General features: G+C 42.0%; 15 protein-coding genes. 10 read left to right on the top strand and 5 right to left on the bottom strand.

Annotated features, from left to right (window positions below; all coding sequences use genetic code 11):
* Nucleotides 1–60 precede the first annotated feature (60 nt).
* From B9A18_RS07935 to B9A18_RS07945, 3 genes are all read right to left on the bottom strand, one after another.
* The gene (locus B9A18_RS07935; protein WP_084288700.1) at nucleotides 61–738 is read right to left on the bottom strand and encodes a metal-dependent hydrolase; all 678 of its coding nucleotides are present in this window, start codon (nucleotides 736–738) and stop codon (nucleotides 61–63) included.
* Nucleotides 739–764: 26 nt separating this feature from the next.
* Nucleotides 765–1,070, bottom strand: a complete 306-nt coding sequence (locus tag B9A18_RS07940) for a YbaB/EbfC family nucleoid-associated protein (protein ID WP_084288701.1) — start codon at nucleotides 1,068–1,070, stop codon at nucleotides 765–767.
* A 75-nt stretch (nucleotides 1,071–1,145) separates the two neighbouring features.
* Nucleotides 1,146–2,288 carry a M28 family metallopeptidase gene (locus B9A18_RS07945; protein WP_084288702.1) on the bottom strand — a complete coding sequence of 381 codons (1,143 nt, stop codon included), beginning with the start codon at nucleotides 2,286–2,288 and terminating at the stop codon, nucleotides 1,146–1,148.
* A 110-nt stretch (nucleotides 2,289–2,398) separates the two neighbouring features.
* On the opposite strand from B9A18_RS07945, the gene B9A18_RS07950 reads away from it, so the two are divergent.
* The 10 genes from B9A18_RS07950 (at nucleotide 2,399) to argH (ending at nucleotide 13,215) form a co-directional block, all read left to right on the top strand.
* Nucleotides 2,399–3,601, top strand: a complete 1,203-nt coding sequence (locus tag B9A18_RS07950) for an NAD(P)/FAD-dependent oxidoreductase (protein ID WP_084288703.1) — start codon at nucleotides 2,399–2,401, stop codon at nucleotides 3,599–3,601.
* 524 nt (nucleotides 3,602–4,125) lie between these two features.
* Nucleotides 4,126–4,827, top strand: a complete 702-nt coding sequence (locus B9A18_RS07955) for an N-acetyltransferase (RefSeq protein ID WP_084288704.1) — start codon at nucleotides 4,126–4,128, stop codon at nucleotides 4,825–4,827.
* A gap of 13 nt (nucleotides 4,828–4,840) precedes the next feature.
* Nucleotides 4,841–6,034, top strand: coding sequence for an argininosuccinate synthase (gene argG / locus B9A18_RS07960; RefSeq protein ID WP_084288705.1), 1,194 nt, complete (start codon nucleotides 4,841–4,843; stop codon nucleotides 6,032–6,034).
* Nucleotides 6,024–6,995, top strand: coding sequence for an N-acetyl-gamma-glutamyl-phosphate reductase (gene argC, locus B9A18_RS07965; RefSeq protein ID WP_084288798.1), 972 nt, complete (start codon nucleotides 6,024–6,026; stop codon nucleotides 6,993–6,995). Before argG ends, argC begins: the two co-directional genes overlap by 11 nt.
* A gap of 76 nt (nucleotides 6,996–7,071) precedes the next feature.
* Nucleotides 7,072–8,205, top strand: coding sequence for an aspartate aminotransferase family protein (locus tag B9A18_RS07970; protein ID WP_084288706.1), 1,134 nt, complete (start codon nucleotides 7,072–7,074; stop codon nucleotides 8,203–8,205).
* Entirely contained in the window at nucleotides 8,202–9,167 is a 966-nt protein-coding gene (locus B9A18_RS07975) for a Rossmann-fold NAD(P)-binding domain-containing protein (RefSeq protein WP_084288707.1), read from the top strand. Before B9A18_RS07970 ends, B9A18_RS07975 begins: the two co-directional genes overlap by 4 nt.
* Nucleotides 9,168–9,183: 16 nt before the next feature.
* Nucleotides 9,184–9,972 (top strand): acetylglutamate kinase, encoded by a 789-nt coding sequence (gene argB / locus B9A18_RS07980; RefSeq protein WP_200816323.1) that lies wholly within the window; start codon nucleotides 9,184–9,186, stop codon nucleotides 9,970–9,972.
* Between the two features lie 3 nt (nucleotides 9,973–9,975).
* Nucleotides 9,976–10,794, top strand: coding sequence for a pyrroline-5-carboxylate reductase (gene proC, locus B9A18_RS07985; RefSeq protein ID WP_084288709.1), 819 nt, complete (start codon nucleotides 9,976–9,978; stop codon nucleotides 10,792–10,794).
* A 5-nt stretch (nucleotides 10,795–10,799) separates the two neighbouring features.
* The gene (locus tag B9A18_RS07990) at nucleotides 10,800–11,867 is read left to right on the top strand and encodes a M20 family metallo-hydrolase (protein ID WP_084288799.1); all 1,068 of its coding nucleotides are present in this window, start codon (nucleotides 10,800–10,802) and stop codon (nucleotides 11,865–11,867) included.
* A 16-nt stretch (nucleotides 11,868–11,883) separates the two neighbouring features.
* On the top strand, nucleotides 11,884–13,215 hold the full coding sequence (gene argH / locus B9A18_RS07995; RefSeq protein ID WP_084288800.1) for an argininosuccinate lyase: 1,332 nt from the start codon (nucleotides 11,884–11,886) through the stop codon (nucleotides 13,213–13,215).
* Between the two features lie 77 nt (nucleotides 13,216–13,292).
* On the opposite strand, the gene B9A18_RS08000 is transcribed toward argH, so the two are convergent.
* Both B9A18_RS08000 and B9A18_RS08005 read right to left on the bottom strand, forming a co-directional pair.
* Nucleotides 13,293–14,873, bottom strand: a complete 1,581-nt coding sequence (locus B9A18_RS08000) for a peptide chain release factor 3 (RefSeq protein WP_084288710.1) — start codon at nucleotides 14,871–14,873, stop codon at nucleotides 13,293–13,295.
* Between the two features lie 106 nt (nucleotides 14,874–14,979).
* Nucleotides 14,980–16,365 carry a DUF6600 domain-containing protein gene (locus B9A18_RS08005; protein ID WP_084288711.1) on the bottom strand — a complete coding sequence of 462 codons (1,386 nt, stop codon included), beginning with the start codon at nucleotides 16,363–16,365 and terminating at the stop codon, nucleotides 14,980–14,982.
* Nucleotides 16,366–16,451: the final 86 nt, after the last annotated feature.

Raw genomic sequence — 16,451 nt, forward strand, 5'->3', positions numbered from 1 at the left:
CATCGTCGCCTTCCTGAAACCAAAATGGTGTATCATAACGAATGATACACCATTTTGTGTTTAAAGCTCAATCGTTTCCCCGATTTCCGGTAAAAACAACATCTTATTTTCTCTTTTAAATTTGGCTGTTGCCGATGCAGGGTTGATTTGAATTGGTGGGAATGTATTGTAATGTACACCAATGATCCTATCGCAATCAATGTATTTTGTGGCAACAATTGCATCATCAACATCCATGGTATAATGGCCTCCAATAGGAAGAATTGCGTAATCAAGATTGTAAAGATCAGCGAGGATCTTCATCTCTACGGTTAGTGCAGTATCTCCGGCAAAGTAGATGGCTTTTCCTTCCAGTTCGAGTACAAAACCGGCAGGATTTCCTCCATAACTATTGTCGGGATTTGAACTTGAGTGTGTCGCCCAAACCGTCCTCAGTATTCCAAAGGGAAATTTCGCCTTGCCAAAATTTACATCAATGACGTTTTTTACGCCTTGATTTCTAATCCAGGTAGCAACTTCAACCATAGCGATGACTTTGGCATTGGTCCTGTTGGCAATTTCAACCAGATCACCAACGTGGTCCCCATGACCGTGACTCACCAGGATGTAGTCGGCCTGGATACTTTTGATGTCTATATGATCTGCAAGAGGATTGCCGGTAATAAATGGGTCAAAGAGAAACTTCTTGTCATCTCCTTCAAGCAGAAAGCAGGATTGACCATAATAAGTATACTTCATCTGTATCTGATTTAAATTAGATCGTATTATTGTCCAAACATGCCACCAAGGCCACCGAACATATTTTTAGTTGCGGCCTGCATTTCTGCAGCGCTTACCAGATCGGCCTGGCTTAAGGCTTTGTTGATGGCAGTAAGTAATAGCTCTTCCAGTTCTTCTTTGTCGGCCTGTTTGTAAAACTCTTCATCAATGTCTATAGCTGTAACGGCTTTATTTGCCGTAGCAGTAATACGGATTGCACCACCCTCAACTTCACCAAAAACAGAAATTGTATCCAGGCGTTTCTTTATCTCTTCGGCTTGTTGTTGTGCCGCCATTAATTTATCTAACATAATAATCTAGTTTTTTTATTAACAACGAAATTAAAGGAAATTGGTTTAAACTATGCTGATTAATGTGAAAAATAGTTATTTCATCAATTTGTCGTTGAAATCTAGAAATAAGCTGAATAGGTCGTTGTATTCCGTGAAGGGGAGATGCTCAGGTTGATCGTAAACATCGTGGTAAGCTTTCACGCCTCCGGTGGTATATATAAAGAAGGAGGGGACCCCTTTTTCTGTAAAATGAAAGTGGTCGCTATTTGCTGCTTTGCCCCTTGGACTGATTCTTACCAGGTAATTATGGGCATTGTTAACCTGATTCAAAAGGTCAAATTCTTTAGGGTACTCCGTCGCATTCACTACCGTGATACCAGTTTCTCCCGTGCCAACCATATCCAGATTGATCAGGAATCGGATTTTGCTCAGATCGAGGAGTGGCTGCTCCGTGAAATGCTTCGAGCCTACTAGTCCGGCTTCTTCTGCTGAGAAACAGATAAATGCCATACTATAGGGCGCTGGATTGGCTGCGTAATATTTTGCCATGCTGAGTAAAAAGGATACGCCGCTGGCATTGTCGTTCGCCCCCGGGAAGTAAGTGCTGCTGCCCATGCCGCCCAGATGGTCGTAATGAGCGGTCAAGACTAGGAAAGAATCAGGCTGCAAGGTTCCTTTTACAATTCCGCAAAGGTTTACAGCTTTAAAATCAGGGACCAATTGGTTCTCAATATTTACATCAATGGTTTCCGGTTTTTTTGCCATCGGTTTAATGACTTCAATCCCCGTGTAATCGGCTACGTGTTTACTTACAGACCAGGTAAGCTTGTCTTTTAAAATCAGGACTATCCTATCTGTCGCTGAAATAAATACTGAACTGTCTTTTTGTATCAGTTTGCCGTGGGCGATTTTTCCGACGCTTTCGGGCATTACAATGAACTCTTTTCCGGGAACAAGTGCCTGTCCGTTTATTTTAAGCTCCATCTTGCCCGGAAAAGTATTTACAGGGAATGAGAAATGTTGCTTATATGTTTTGCCATCCATCGGACTTAATCCATAGCTTTCAAATTTTGCGTTGATATATTCGGCTGCTTTTTCCAGACCATTATTGGTATAACCTCTTCCCCACATAGTTTTGGAAGTGAGGGTATCGAGGATGGTTCTGGTTAGCTGGATGTCCTGCGACAAAGCCGCCAATGGGCTGAGCAGACATAGGATTACAAGGCACTTTTTCATATTAAAAGGTGTCGGTGGTAAGGTTCATTTGTTGTTTGTGTTAGGGTAAATATAAAGAAAGTATAAAACACATTTACAAATACCCTGTTATCCTATTACGAATTAAAATTATGGATGTACGTTCAAATGAGCCATTCTGGTTGGTTAAAAATGGAATAAAGCACTCTTATCCTTCTTTGAGGGAGAATCTGGATGCTGAGTTGTTAATTGTAGGTGGCGGTATAACCGGGGCATTAATGGCTCATGCTGCCGTTAAAAAAGGTTATAAAACGATATTGATTGATAAAAGAGAAATTGCGAACGGCAGTACTTCGGCAACAACTTCTATGCTGCAATATGAAATAGATATCCCGCTTTATAAGCTAAAACAATTGATCGGTGAACAGGGAGCGGTAGGTAGTTATTTGGCCTGTAAGGATGCAATATATAAACTGCAAAGCCTGGTCCATGAAATTAAATCAAGCAGCGGATTTGAGCGAAAGGATTCTGTTTATTTTGCAGGTAACCGTAAAGATGTAAAATGGTTGAAAATGGAATTTGAAGCTCGGGCAGCGGCGGGCCTTGAGGTAAGTTGGCTCGATAAGGAGCAGTTGATGGAATCATATGGTTTGATCGCCGAAGGAGGGATTTTATCTGTCGACGGTGCAAGTATTGATGCGTTTAGCTTTACTCATGATCTGCTTCATTTTAATGCCGGGAAAGGTTTAAAGGTATTTGATAAAACGGAGCTGTTAAAGGTGAAATACGAAAAGGAGAGCGTCAGAGCGTTTATGCATACCGGATCGGAGATCCATGCCAAAAAGATTATTTATTGTACGGGATATGAAACACAGCGCATGCTGCCGGATAAAATTGTGAACTTGAAAAGCACTTATGCCATGATTAGTGAGAAGGAAGATAAGCATGCAGCTATTTGTGAAAATACCTTATTTTGGAATACCGATGTTCCTTACCTGTATATGCGCACTACCGCAGAGGGACGTTTACTTGTTGGAGGGGAGGATGTGGAGTTTAGAAATCCCATAAAACGCGATCTGCTGTTGAATAAAAAAAAGGATAAGCTGGTAAAAACACTTAAGACGTATTTACCGAAGATTACCTTTATTGAAGACTTTTGCTGGTGCGGTACTTTTGGGGAAACAAAAGATGGCTTGCCTTATATTGGTACGCATCCAAAATTTCCGAACAGTTATTTTCTATTGGGCTTTGGGGGAAATGGAATTACCTTTTCCGTAACCGGAGCAGAGATGATCACCAATATGATGGAAGGACGCCCGGATCTTTTATCTCATTATTTCAGGTTTCAACGTTAAGTTAAATTGTATTTCATGGCAGACCAAGGTCTGCGTCTCTGGAATTTCTTAAATTAAGACCTGATTATTTAATGAAACCTTAACAATTGGCAGGGTCGCCAGCAGCTCAAAATGCCTATTTTTGGAAAAAAAAACGGATGCTAGAATAGTCGGCTAAAAATTCTTCCTTTTTGAGAGCCTTTTAAGGGCCTGTTTTAACTAAAAAATGTAAAAAAATAAAAAACGTATTGCACAACTCAATATTTATTTAAACCTTTGCGCCTCAACTCATTCAAATTATTATTATACACAGAAAATGATTAAGCACACAACACATAAACTTTCTATTGTCGAAGCAAAGAATATTGCTTCCAGAAGTTTGTTTATTGAACGTTTGCGACCCGTATTTTTTGTGACAACAAATCGGCAAAACTACACGCCGCGCATGTGAGTAAATCTCTGAGTGAAGGCTCAGCGCATTTCCAGAGGATTGCCTCTCAAAAAACAATTAACCAAAACATTTATATTTTTTCGTTATCTTATTAATGAATATAAACGATTTTATAGTGCAAGTTGCACTTCCTGAACATCGTGTCTTTGCAGAAGAAATCTGTGAAGAGATGGCCGAATCGGCTAAAGCACGAGGTACGGGTATCGCTAAGCGCTCTCCGGAGTACGTAGCAGGGAAAATGGCTGACGGTAAATCCGTAATTGCATTTCATAAAGATGGTTCATGGGCAGGATTCTGCTATATAGAAACCTGGACCCACGGACAGTTTGTAGCCAACTCTGGCCTTATCGTTAGTCCTAAATACCGCAAGGCAGGACTGGCGCACGCCATCAAAGAGAAGATCTTTGAGCTTTCAAGACAGAAATATCCTAAAGCTAAAATTTTCGGTTTAACAACAGGCCTTGCCGTAATGAAGATCAATTCTGATCTCGGTTATGAGCCCGTTACTTATTCGGAACTTACACAGGATGAAGAATTCTGGAAGGGCTGTCAGAGTTGCGTGAACTTCGACATTTTAAAAATGAAGGAGCGTAAAAACTGTATGTGTACCGCGATGTTGTATGATCCGGTGGAGCAAAAGCATGATGTAGCTAAGAAATTTGCAGAGGAGCTGCATAAGAAACCTAAATTGTATGAGCGCTTTATGCGCATCAAGCAAAGATTGGTGCTTAAAACAAAGCCACAAAAAAAGGGACTGAAATCCCTGTTTCTAATGTTTAGTGTTTTATTTAAATAGCTGTTATATTAAGATGAAGAAGAAAGTTGTTTTAGCTTTTAGCGGAGGTTTAGATACCTCATTTTGTTGTATTTACCTGGCTCAGGACCGTGGACTTGAAGTACATTCTGTAATTGTAAATACAGGTGGATTCTCCGAAGAAGAGTTACAGGAAATAGAAAAACGTGCTTATGCCCTTGGCGTAGCTTCTCATGCTGTAGTTGATGAAACTACAAACTATTATAACGGCTGTATTAAATACCTGGTGTTTGGTAATGTGTTAAAAAACGCAACTTATCCGCTTTCTGTTAGTGCAGAACGTGTAAGCCAGGCAACAGCGATAGCCAACTATGTAAAAAAGATTGGCGCCGACTATGTTGCTCATGGTAGCACAGGTGCCGGTAATGATCAGGTACGTTTTGATATGATCTTTAATATCATCATCCCTAACGTAGAAATCATTACACCAATCAGAGACTTAAAATTATCCCGCGAAGCGGAAATAGAATATTTAAATGCCCATGGGGTTGAATACAGTGCTGAGAAAGCAAGATATTCAATCAACAAAGGTTTATGGGGAACTTCAGTAGGTGGAAAAGAAACACTTACCTCTAATGAAACTTTACCGGAAGAAGCATGGCCTACTCAGGTGTCGCAAACTACACCACGTAAGTTGGAGCTGACTTTTGAAAAAGGTGAACTGGTAGGTATTGATGGAGAAACATTATCTCCTGTTGTTGCAATTCAGAAATTACAAGCCATTGCACAACCTTACGGTATTGGCAGAGACATTCATGTTGGTGATACCATTATTGGTATAAAAGGACGTGTAGGTTTCGAGGCTGCGGCGCCGATTGTAATCATCAAGGCACACCATACCCTTGAAAAACACACCTTAACCAAATGGCAGCTTTCATGGAAAGAGCAATTGTCTACTTTTTATGGCAACTGGTTACATGAGGGACAGTTTCATGATCCGATTATGCGCAACATTGAAGCGTTCTTAACTGACACACAAAAAGTAGTTAGTGGAAAAGTATTCGTTGAATTGTTACCATACCGTTTCAATATCATCGGCATCGAATCTGAACACGACTTAATGAGCAATAAGTTTGGTAGCTACGGTGAAATGAACAATGCATGGAGTGGTGAAGATGTAAAAGGATTCTCAAAGATTTTTGGCAACCAGGTAATGATCTGGCATAAAGTAAATGACCATGAAGATTAAAGCTGGTATAGTAGGTGGTGCTGGATATACAGGAGGCGAAATGCTCCGTATTCTGGTTAATCACGCATCTGTAGAAATTAAATTTGTACATAGCAACAGCAATGCAGGAAACCTGATTTCTGATGTGCATACAGATTTGTTCGGAGATACTGACCTGCGTTTTACAGATATGCTTTCTGACGATATTGATGTGTTGTTTTTATGTGTTGGACATGGAGATGCAAAGAAATTTCTGGAAGCGAATAAGATAGCAGAAGGAATTAAAATCATTGATTTAAGTCAGGATTTTAGGTTAGCTGCCAATGCGGGTAACAAATGGGTTTACGGTTTGCCGGAGCTTAACAGAGACAAGGTAAAACAAGCGAGCTATATTGCTAACCCAGGTTGTTTTGCTACCTGCATTCAATTGGGCTTGTTGCCATTAGCGGCTAAAGGTTTGTTGAAGAGTGAAGTACATATCAATGCTACTACCGGATCTACCGGAGCAGGGCAGGGCTTGTCTACCACTTCACATTTTAGCTGGCGCAACAATAACCTATCGGTTTATAAAGCTTTTGGTCATCAGCATCTGAACGAAATCGGAGAAAGCCTGAGCATGCTGAATCCTGATTTTGATCAAACGATAAGCTTTATCCCGCAACGTGGTGATTTTGCGAGAGGAATTCTGGCTGCAATGTACTTTGAAAGTGATTTGACAGCAGTGGAGGCGCAGGATATTTATGAAAATTATTACGCTGAGCATCCATATACCCACATAAGCAATAAGAACATTGATTTAAAACAAGTGGTAAATACCAATAAAGCACTTGTTCATGTAGAAAAGCATGGTAATAAGCTTTTTGTTGTGAGTATAATAGATAACTTGTTAAAAGGTGCAAGCGGACAGGCAGTTCAGAATATGAATTTAATGTTTGGATTGGAAGAGACTGAAGGGCTCCGGCTAAAGGCGGTAGCATTTTAAGTTAACCACGCTCTTCTGATCAATTAAATTATTCATTCAAAGCCTTAGCGTAAGCTAAGGCAAAACCTTCACGAACATGAACTTATTCGACGTATATCCATTAAATAATATAGAAATAGTAAAAGCATCCGGAAGTGCTGTCTGGGATGCCGATGGCCAGGAATATTTAGACTTGTATGGCGGTCATGCCGTAATTTCAATTGGCCATACACACCCACATTATGTAAAACGTTTAACCGATCAGCTTAATAAAGTTGGTTTTTACTCTAACTCGGTTCTGATTCCTTTACAGGCGCAGCTTGCCGAGAAATTGGGTCAGGTTTCAGGGAAAACAGATTTTCAGTTGTTCTTGTGTAACTCTGGTGCTGAAGCTAACGAGAACGCACTAAAGTTGGCTTCGTTTTACAATGGTAGAAAAAAGGTAATTGCTTTTAAAGGAGCTTTTCATGGCAGAACTTCTTTAGCTGTTGCTGCTACAGATAACCCTAAAATTGTTGCGCCGGTAAACGAAACCGATAACATTGTCTTTTTGCCACATAATGATGAGGCAGCTTTAGAAAATGCTTTTGCAGCTTATGGAAATGAAATTACTGCGGTAATTATCGAGGGCATACAAGGTGTAGGTGGTATTAAAGAGGCTTCAGTGAGCTTTCTGCAAAAGATCCGTTCACTTTGTGATCAGTATAATGCGGTTTATATCGCTGATAGTGTGCAGTGCGGTTATGGTAGAACGGGTCAGTTTTACTCGCACGACTATGCCGGCGTTGACGCCGATGTGTATACGATGGCTAAAGGTATGGGCAATGGTTTCCCGGTAGCAGGAATCTCTATTGCACCTAAATTTAAGCCTTGGCATGGTATGTTAGGTACTACTTTTGGTGGTAACCACCTGGCTTGTGCAGCTGCATTGGCCGTGTTGGAAATTATCGAACAGGACAACCTGATGAAGAACGCCGAGGTGATCGGCACTTACCTGATTAATGAACTGAAACAAATAGAGGGGATAAATGAAGTACGTGGACGTGGTTTGATGATCGGGATAGACCTGCCTGAAGACAAGTCGACCGTAAAGAAAGACCTGCTATTTAAATATAAAATTTTTACCGGTGAGGCAAAGCCTAACGTAATCAGACTGTTGCCTGCATTAAATTTAACTAAGGATCAGGCAGATCAATTTTTAAATGATTTTAAAACCGCTTTAAAAGGATGAACCAGTTTACCTCAGTAAATGATGTGCAAGACATCAGCCAATTGGTTAATGATGCATTAGCACTTAAGCAAAGCCCTTATGCCCACCAGCACCTGGGTAAAAACAAAACGCTAGGTCTTGTTTTTTTAAATCCAAGTTTGCGTACACGTTTAAGCACTCAGAAGGCAGCCCTTAACTTAGGGATGAATGTGATGGTGATGAACATGGACAAAGAAGGTTGGGCTTTGGAAACACAGGATGGCATAGTGATGAACGGCACAACTGTAGAACACATTCGTGAAGCGGCAGCAGTGATGGGTCAATATTGTGATATTCTGGGCTTGCGCTCTTTTCCAAAGCTGATTAGCAGAGAAGAGGATTATAACGAGGATTTTTTTAACAAATTCATCAAGTTTTGCAAGGTACCTGTCGTGAGTTTAGAGAGTGCTACGCGTCATCCGCTGCAAAGTTTAGCTGACCTGGTTACCATCAAAGAAACCTGGAAAGGGGCAACTAAACCTAAAGTTGTTTTGGCTTGGGCACCGCATATTAAAGCCTTGCCGCAAGCGGTACCCAATTCATTTGCCGAATGGATGTGTAAAGCACAGGAGGAGGGAATGCTTGATTTTACCATAGCTCAACCTGCGGGGTATGAACTAAGTGAAGATTTTACTCCTGGAGCAAATATTACGCATAACCTCGATGAGGCTTTGGCCGGAGCGGATTATATTTATGTGAAAAACTGGTCGAGCTATAAAGAATATGGGAAAGTACTCCCTTATCCTGAAGGCTGGATGCTGAATAATGATAAATTAAAGGAAACCAACAATGCTAAAGTGATGCATTGTTTGCCGGTTCGCCGGGATCTGGAACTTTCTTCGGAAATTCTGGACGGTCCTAATTCGCTGGTTATACACGAAGCCGGAAACCGCTTATGGGCAGCGCAGGCCGTGTTAAAGCAAATGTTAGAAGCGTTAAAATAAAACAAATTAGATCCCAATGAAAAAACTCAGTGTAATTAAAATCGGTGGTAATGTAATTGACAACTCAGAAAAGCTGCATCAGTTTTTACTGGATTTTACAGCGTTGCCTGGAGATAAGATTTTAATTCATGGTGGTGGAAAGATAGCTACAGAACTGGGCGTAACCCTTGGGGTTGAAGCTAAAATGGTTGAAGGCAGACGCATCACCGATATCGAAACCCTTAGGGTTGTAACGATGGTGTATGCCGGACTGATCAACAAAAATATGGTTGCGCAGTTGCAGGCAAAAGGTTGCAACGCAATCGGACTTACAGGTGCGGATGGAAATTTAATAAAAGCGGTAAAGCGCCCGGTTAAGGATATTGATTATGGATATGTGGGCGATCTGGATGCTTCATCAGTTTCTACTGAAACGCTGAGTAGTTTGCTGAATGCAGGGCTGGTACCTGTGTTTTGTGCCATTACACATGACGGGGATGCACAACTTTTAAATACCAATGCCGATACAATTGCTGCTGCGGTGGCAGTGGCCATGTCGTCATTATATGAAACTTCGTTGATTTATTGCTTCGAAAAGCGCGGTGTATTAAGGGATGTAGACGATGAGAACTCATTGGTTACAGAGATCAGGATGGAGCAATTTGACGCACTAAAAGAAGAAGGAGTGGTTTCGGGAGGAATGATCCCCAAACTGCATAATGCTTTTGAAGCCATTAAAAGTGGCGTTTCAGCCGTATACATTGGTAAGGCTGATGAACTGCCACAAATTAATGGAAGTAATTTTGGAACCAGATTAATCAAGTAAACTATGAACAAGTTTAAAGGCAAAATAGCCATTTTGGGAAGTGGAAACATTGGTGTTTCTTTAGCCAAAGGCTTAGTTAAATCGAATTATGCCACAGCAGATCAGATCACTTTAACAAGACGTAATATTTCGGGACTGACCGCATTGGCCAAAGAGGGCTTTGTGGTTAGCGATGATAATGCTGCTGCGGTTGCAGCTGCTGACATTGTTGTTTTAGCGGTATTGCCGCAGCAATTGAACAACCTGCTTTCGCAAATTTTACCGGCTGTTGATCCCCAAAAACAGGTGTTTATTTCTGTTGCTTCGGGAGTGAGCTGTATTGATATTAGAAACAAAATTGGCGAAACGGTACAGGTAATCCGTGCTATGCCAAATACAGCAATAGCCATTGGGCAATCGATGACTTGCGTGGCTACGGATAATGCAACTGCCGAAAATGTAGCTGAAGTAACCAGAATGTTCGAAACGGTGGGTGCTGTAGTTAAAATAAACGAAGACCTGATGACCTCAGCCACGGCGCTTTGTGCTTGTGGTATCGCCTTCTTTTTGAGAGCGATCAGAGCCGCATCACAAGGTGGGGTAGAAATCGGTTTCCACGCGGATGAGGCATTGAAAATGGCGGTGCAGACTGCTAAAGGGGCTGCCGATTTGCTGTTGCAGATGCAATCGCATCCTGAGCAGGAAATTGATAAGGTGACTTCGCCTAAAGGCTGTACGATTGCCGGATTGAACGAAATGGAGCATCATGGCTTCAGTTCTTCGTTAATAAAAGGAATTAAACTTTCGGCAGCGAAAGCCGGAGCTCTTTATACAAAAGAATAAATATGATGATTGCAAAACTGCAGGAAGATAGTTTAGGGTTGTTGAAACAATTGATCAGCATTCAATCCTTCAGTAAGGAAGAAGATCAGACAGCTGATGCAATTGAGGCGTTTTTGCAGGAGCGAAATATACAAACAAACCGGAAGCTGAATAATGTATGGGCCTACAACAAGCATTTCGATGCGGCTAAGCCAACATTGCTCTTAAATTCACATCATGATACGGTAAAGCCAAGTACGGGCTATACACGCGATCCTTACGCGGCTTCAGTTGAAGAGGGTAAATTGTATGGCTTAGGTAGTAATGATGCGGGAGGATGTCTCGTTTCGCTTATAGCGACCTTTTTGTATTATCATGATCAGGAGGATTTGAGCTATAACATTTGTCTGGCCGCTACAGCTGAAGAAGAGATCTCTGGTACGCATGGTCTGGAGTATGTACTTCCTGATTTGGGAGAACTGGAGTTTGCGATCGTTGGTGAACCTACTTTAATGAATCTGGCCATCGCCGAACGTGGACTTTTGGTATTGGATTGCACAGTGCATGGAAAAGCCGGTCACGCTGCCCGGGAGGAAGGCGACAATGCGATTTATAAAGCCCTGAAGGATATAGATTGGTTTCGTAGCTACCGCTTCTCTAAGGTGTCAGAAATGTTTGGCCCCCTAAAGATGTCAGTTACGATTATCAATGCAGGATCTCAGCACAATGTAGTGCCGGCAACCTGTACTTTCACCGTTGATGTGCGGGTAACGGATGCTTATACGAATGAGGAGGTGTTAAAGATCATCAGAACAAATGTAGATTGTGATGTGAAGCCCCGCTCGGTAAGGTTAAAACCTTCATCTATCGATAAAGAGCATCCAATTGTACAAGCTGGACTTTCTTTAGGCAGGACAACTTATGGCTCCCCTACAACCTCCGATCAGGCTTTGCTGAGTATTCCTTCCGTAAAGGTGGGGCCCGGCGATTCAGCCCGCTCGCATATGGCCGATGAATACATTTATATCGAAGAAATTGAAAAAGGTATTGACCTTTATATAAAAATGCTCAACTCCGTTGTTAACGGAAAATAGAACCACAACAAAAGACATGAAGATCTGGCAAAAAAATATTGATGTAAATAAAGATATTGAAACTTTTACGGTAGGTAAAGACAGGGAACTCGATTTACAAATGGCCGCTTTTGATGTTTTAGGCTCACTTGCACATGTAGAAATGCTGGAAAGCATCGGTCTGCTTACTGCCGATGAGCTCGCCCAGATTCAAAAGGAACTTAAAAATATCTATGCGGAAATAGCAGACGGAAAGTTTGTTATTGAAGATACTGTTGAAGATGTACACTCGCAGGTAGAGTGGCTGCTGACCCAAAGAATAGGGGAGGCAGGGAAAAAAATACATAGCGGACGTTCACGTAACGATCAGGTTTTGGTTGATCTGAAACTGTATTTCAGAAGTTGCATTGAAGAAATGGTTGGCAATACCAACGTGTTGTTTGAACAACTGATTGCTTTAAGCAATATGCATGCAGCTAAATTGTTACCGGGTTATACGCATTTGCAAATCGCCATGCCTTCCTCATTTGGATTGTGGTTTGGGGCTTATGCAGAAAGCCTGGTTGATGATATGGAACTGATGCTTGCTGCCTGGAAGATTTGCAACAAAAACCCATTGGGTTCTGCTGCGGGCTATGGTTCATCATTCCCTTTAAACAGGACAATGACAACACAGCTGCTGGGCTTTGAACGCCTAAATTATAATGTGGTATATGCCCAGATGGGTAGGGGCAAAACAGAAAGGATATTAGCGCAGGCGATGTCTTCGGTTGCAGCTTCCCTGGCAAAAATGGCCATGGATGTTTGCCTGTTTATCAATCAGAATTTCGGATTTATCAGCTTCCCTGATGAGCTGACAACCGGATCAAGCATTATGCCGCATAAAAAGAATCCGGATGTATTTGAACTGATCCGTTCGCGTTGCAATAAAATACAGGCTTTGCCAAACGAAATTGCCATGATGATCACGAATCTGCCTTCAGGCTATCACCGCGATCTGCAGCTGTTAAAAGAAAACCTTTTCCCTGCAATCACTTCTTTAAATGAGTGTTTGGAGATGACCACTTTTATGTTGCAGAACATTAGCGTTAAAGACAATATTCTTGAGGATAAAAAGTATGCTTACCTGTTTAGTGTTGAAGTAGTGAATGAACTGGCATTAAATGGCACCCCTTTCAGGGAAGCTTATAAAATAGTTGGTGAATCTATAGATAACGGAACTTTTGCTCCTGGAAAGGCTGTAAACCATACCCACGAAGGAAGTATCGGGAACCTGTGCAATAATGAAATTGAAGTGATGATGGAAGAAATATTGTCGCAGTTTAAATTTGAAAAGACACATAGCGCGATTGCAGCTTTGCTGGCTTAGGAAATGCACCTTATAAACAAAAAGGGCTTGTATCCATGTGATACAAGCCCTTTTTGTTTGATTCGTTATTCAGGGGGTTATTTAAACTCTGATGTTTTGTGGAACTCGATATCCGGATAATCCCTCATCGTCATATTGATCATAAACTCATTGTCTGCAAGATAAACTGGGTTGCCGTCTTTATCCGCCCCGATATGCGCTTGCTTCCTTTTCAGGAATTCTGCCATCTTTGTCTTGTCTTTTGAAGTTACCCAGTTGGAGCGCGTGTAGCTCAGCATCCTGAATGCCGCTTTAGCACCGTACTCATGCTCCAGACGGAAGGCAATTACCTCAAATTGAAGTTCACCTACAGCACCAACCACCTTACGATTTCCGGGCTGCATGATAAACAATTGTGCTACACCTTCTTCGGTAAGCTGTTGTATGCCCTTCTCCAGCTGTTTTGTTTTTAATGGGTCTCTGTTCTCTAATTCCTTAAATATCTCAGGAGAGAAGCTAGGAATGCCTTTAAATTGAAGTTTTTCTCCTTCTGTAAGCGTGTCGCCGATTTTAAAGTTTCCACTGTCATACAAACCTACAACATCTCCAGGCCATGCCTCTTCAACAATGCTTTTTTCATTGGCCATGAAATCCATTGGGTTGGAGAATTTCAGTTTCTTGTCCTGACGGGTATGATAATAAAATTTATTACGCTCAAATTTACCTGAACAAACCCGCATAAAGGCAATTCTGTCGCGGTGTTTAGGATCAAGGTTGGCATGGATTTTAAATACAAAACCAGAGAAGTTCTTCTCTTCTGCAGCAACCTCGCGTTGCTCTGCCTCACGGCCTTTCGGACTTGGGGCGATATTGATGAAAGTATCCAGCAACTCCTTGATACCAAAGTTATTGATGGCACTACCAAAGAACACTGGGGCCAGTAAGCCCTCAATATACATGCTCTTATCCAGGTCACCATAAACCCCGTGTACCAGTTCCAGGTCGCCTTTTAAGCCATCAAGCTCCTTAGGTTTTAAGAACTTGTTCAGGTTCTCATCGTTCAGGTCGTTCACCTCAATTACCGGCGCACTGATTTTTGCTTTGTCAGGTTCAAACAGGTTTAAGTGTTTGTTATAAATGCTGTAAACTCCTTTAAATGTATGTCCTTGTCCAATTGGCCAGGATAAAGGGCAAAGGCTGATGTTTAATTTACTTTCTATTTCATCAAGCAAATCGAATGCATCCTTACCCTCACGGTCCATTTTATTGATGAAAATGATTACCGGAGTATTACGCATCCTACATACGGACATTAGTTTTTCCGTCTGTTCCTCCACACCTTTCACGCAATCCACAACCAGGATAACACTATCCACGGCAGATAAAGTACGGTAGGTATCTTCTGCGAAATCTTTGTGACCAGGTGTATCCAGGATATTGATACGCTTGCCACTATATTCAAATCCCATTACAGAAGTAGCCACAGAGATTCCACGCTGTTTCTCTATTTCCATAAAATCGGAAGTGTTACTCTGATTGGCCTTGTTGCGTTTTACCGCTCCAGCCGTATTGATGGCGCCGCCAAAGAGTAGGAATTTCTCCGTTAAGGTTGTTTTACCTGCATCGGGGTGACTAATGATGGCGAATGTTTTTCGTTTTTCTATTTCTGGGTGAATCATAAAGAATTAAGCCTGTGCGCTTGACGCGGCTGCAAAGATAATTATAATATATAAAAGAAAAACCGACGATTATATTCATCGGTTTTTCCAGAATTAGCTTGGTTGGTTAACCTCTTCCACCACGGCCTTGTCTTTCTTGAGATCTTTCTCCACCACGTTCTCCACCACCACGCTCTTCGCGTTGGCTACCGCCTCTGTTTTCATTGCTTCTTGAAGGCGGCGGACTTTGTTGAGTACGCTCAGGCCTTTGTTGTTGCTGTTGCGGTGCCGGTCTGCTTTCCTGACGTTGGGGTTGCTCTTGCCTTTGTTGTTGACGAGGAGTTTCAGCCCTTTGTTGTTGCGGCTCACGCACAGGTCTTTCCTGACGTTGTGGCATTTCCTGTCTTTGCGGACGTTGTGCTTCAGGTCTTTGTTGCTGCTGTTGCGCTGGACGTTCTGCAGGTTGTTGAGGAACCGGCTGCACTTGCTGCGGCCTTTGTGTTGGGTTCTCTCTGGTTGGCCTTACTCTTTCAGACCTTTCCGACTGATTTGATCCTGTACTTCGAGGATTCTCAGTTCTTGAAGGTCTTGAATTGTTATCGTAAACAGGCCTTCCTTCTCTTGTAGAAGGTGTTGTTACGCCTGTTCTGTTATTATCTCTCTGGGTCTCACCTCTGGAAGGACGATTTGTTGTTGAACCATCCTGAGCCGGATTACGACCTTCCCTTATGGCGGTGTGGCCTTCGCCTCTAATAGATCGTCTTGGCGCTGCTACGGCATTGTTACTTCCTCTCGACGGTCTTGGTGTGTAAATGTTTACACTGTTTCCATCGATCTGGGTTCTGCTCGGTCTGCCTGTATTATTTACATTATAAACCCTTACATCCTGTCTGGTTGCACGTCTGATATCGTCAGCTCTTGGACCGGTATAATAGGTTCTCCTGTTGCGCACATAAGTATTGTTAATGATGGTCGTGTTGTTGATGATGACCACATTTCTACGTGAATAGTATCTTGGAAAACTGTCGTAATAAATATTTCTCTGCGGAATAAATACCCACCACAGGTCAGGAATGTTGAAATTGATGTTGATGCTCACACTAGGTCCCATTGGTGCCCATCCATAGTAGCCACCACCAGTTCTCCAGCTTACCCATGCAGGTCCCCATACAGTATCAGGGATCCAAACCCATTCGTTATAACGGTTATAAACCCACCTTCCGTAATGGAAAGGAGCCCAGCCCCAGTCGTAATTAGATACCCAGGTGTTTCCATACTCGGTCATCACCCAGCGCCCGTTAGTGTAATAAGGTCTGAAATCTCCCTGTTCTACATCCGGTCGCCAAACGTACCCATACTGTGGATCCTGTATCCAGGTTCCATAAGGAGACAGCTCGTCATAGAAAGATTGTAAAGACACATCTTCCCCCTGGGCCATAACCTTTTGTGTTGTGCCGGTTAACAAGAGCAATAGCCCAAGTACAATAGCCGGTAATTTGATCATGTTCTTCATTTGTGTGTGTATTAATTTTACCTAACGTTTTTATTGTATCAATTTGAGGTCCAAAACACGCAAAAAGTTTAATGTCCTTACTAAAA

Source organism: Pedobacter nyackensis, from assembly GCF_900176505.1.
GTDB classification, from domain to species: Bacteria; Bacteroidota; Bacteroidia; order Sphingobacteriales; family Sphingobacteriaceae; genus Pedobacter; species Pedobacter nyackensis.

Coding starts and splice junctions, on each gene's coding strand:
- B9A18_RS07970 (WP_084288706.1), top strand. CDS start 7,072: ATGAACTTATTCGACGTATATCCATTAAATAATATAGAAATAGTAAAA.
- argC (WP_084288798.1), top strand. CDS start 6,024: ATGAAGATTAAAGCTGGTATAGTAGGTGGTGCTGGATATACAGGAGGC.
- argH (WP_084288800.1), top strand. CDS start 11,884: ATGAAGATCTGGCAAAAAAATATTGATGTAAATAAAGATATTGAAACT.
- argB (WP_200816323.1), top strand. CDS start 9,184: ATGAAAAAACTCAGTGTAATTAAAATCGGTGGTAATGTAATTGACAAC.
- proC (WP_084288709.1), top strand. CDS start 9,976: ATGAACAAGTTTAAAGGCAAAATAGCCATTTTGGGAAGTGGAAACATT.
- B9A18_RS07935 (WP_084288700.1), bottom strand. CDS start 738: ATGAAGTATACTTATTATGGTCAATCCTGCTTTCTGCTTGAAGGAGAT.
- B9A18_RS08000 (WP_084288710.1), bottom strand. CDS start 14,873: ATGATTCACCCAGAAATAGAAAAACGAAAAACATTCGCCATCATTAGT.
- B9A18_RS07975 (WP_084288707.1), top strand. CDS start 8,202: ATGAACCAGTTTACCTCAGTAAATGATGTGCAAGACATCAGCCAATTG.
- B9A18_RS08005 (WP_084288711.1), bottom strand. CDS start 16,365: ATGAAGAACATGATCAAATTACCGGCTATTGTACTTGGGCTATTGCTC.
- B9A18_RS07940 (WP_084288701.1), bottom strand. CDS start 1,070: ATGTTAGATAAATTAATGGCGGCACAACAACAAGCCGAAGAGATAAAG.
- B9A18_RS07955 (WP_084288704.1), top strand. CDS start 4,126: ATGAATATAAACGATTTTATAGTGCAAGTTGCACTTCCTGAACATCGT.
- B9A18_RS07945 (WP_084288702.1), bottom strand. CDS start 2,288: ATGAAAAAGTGCCTTGTAATCCTATGTCTGCTCAGCCCATTGGCGGCT.
- B9A18_RS07990 (WP_084288799.1), top strand. CDS start 10,800: ATGATTGCAAAACTGCAGGAAGATAGTTTAGGGTTGTTGAAACAATTG.
- argG (WP_084288705.1), top strand. CDS start 4,841: ATGAAGAAGAAAGTTGTTTTAGCTTTTAGCGGAGGTTTAGATACCTCA.
- B9A18_RS07950 (WP_084288703.1), top strand. CDS start 2,399: ATGGATGTACGTTCAAATGAGCCATTCTGGTTGGTTAAAAATGGAATA.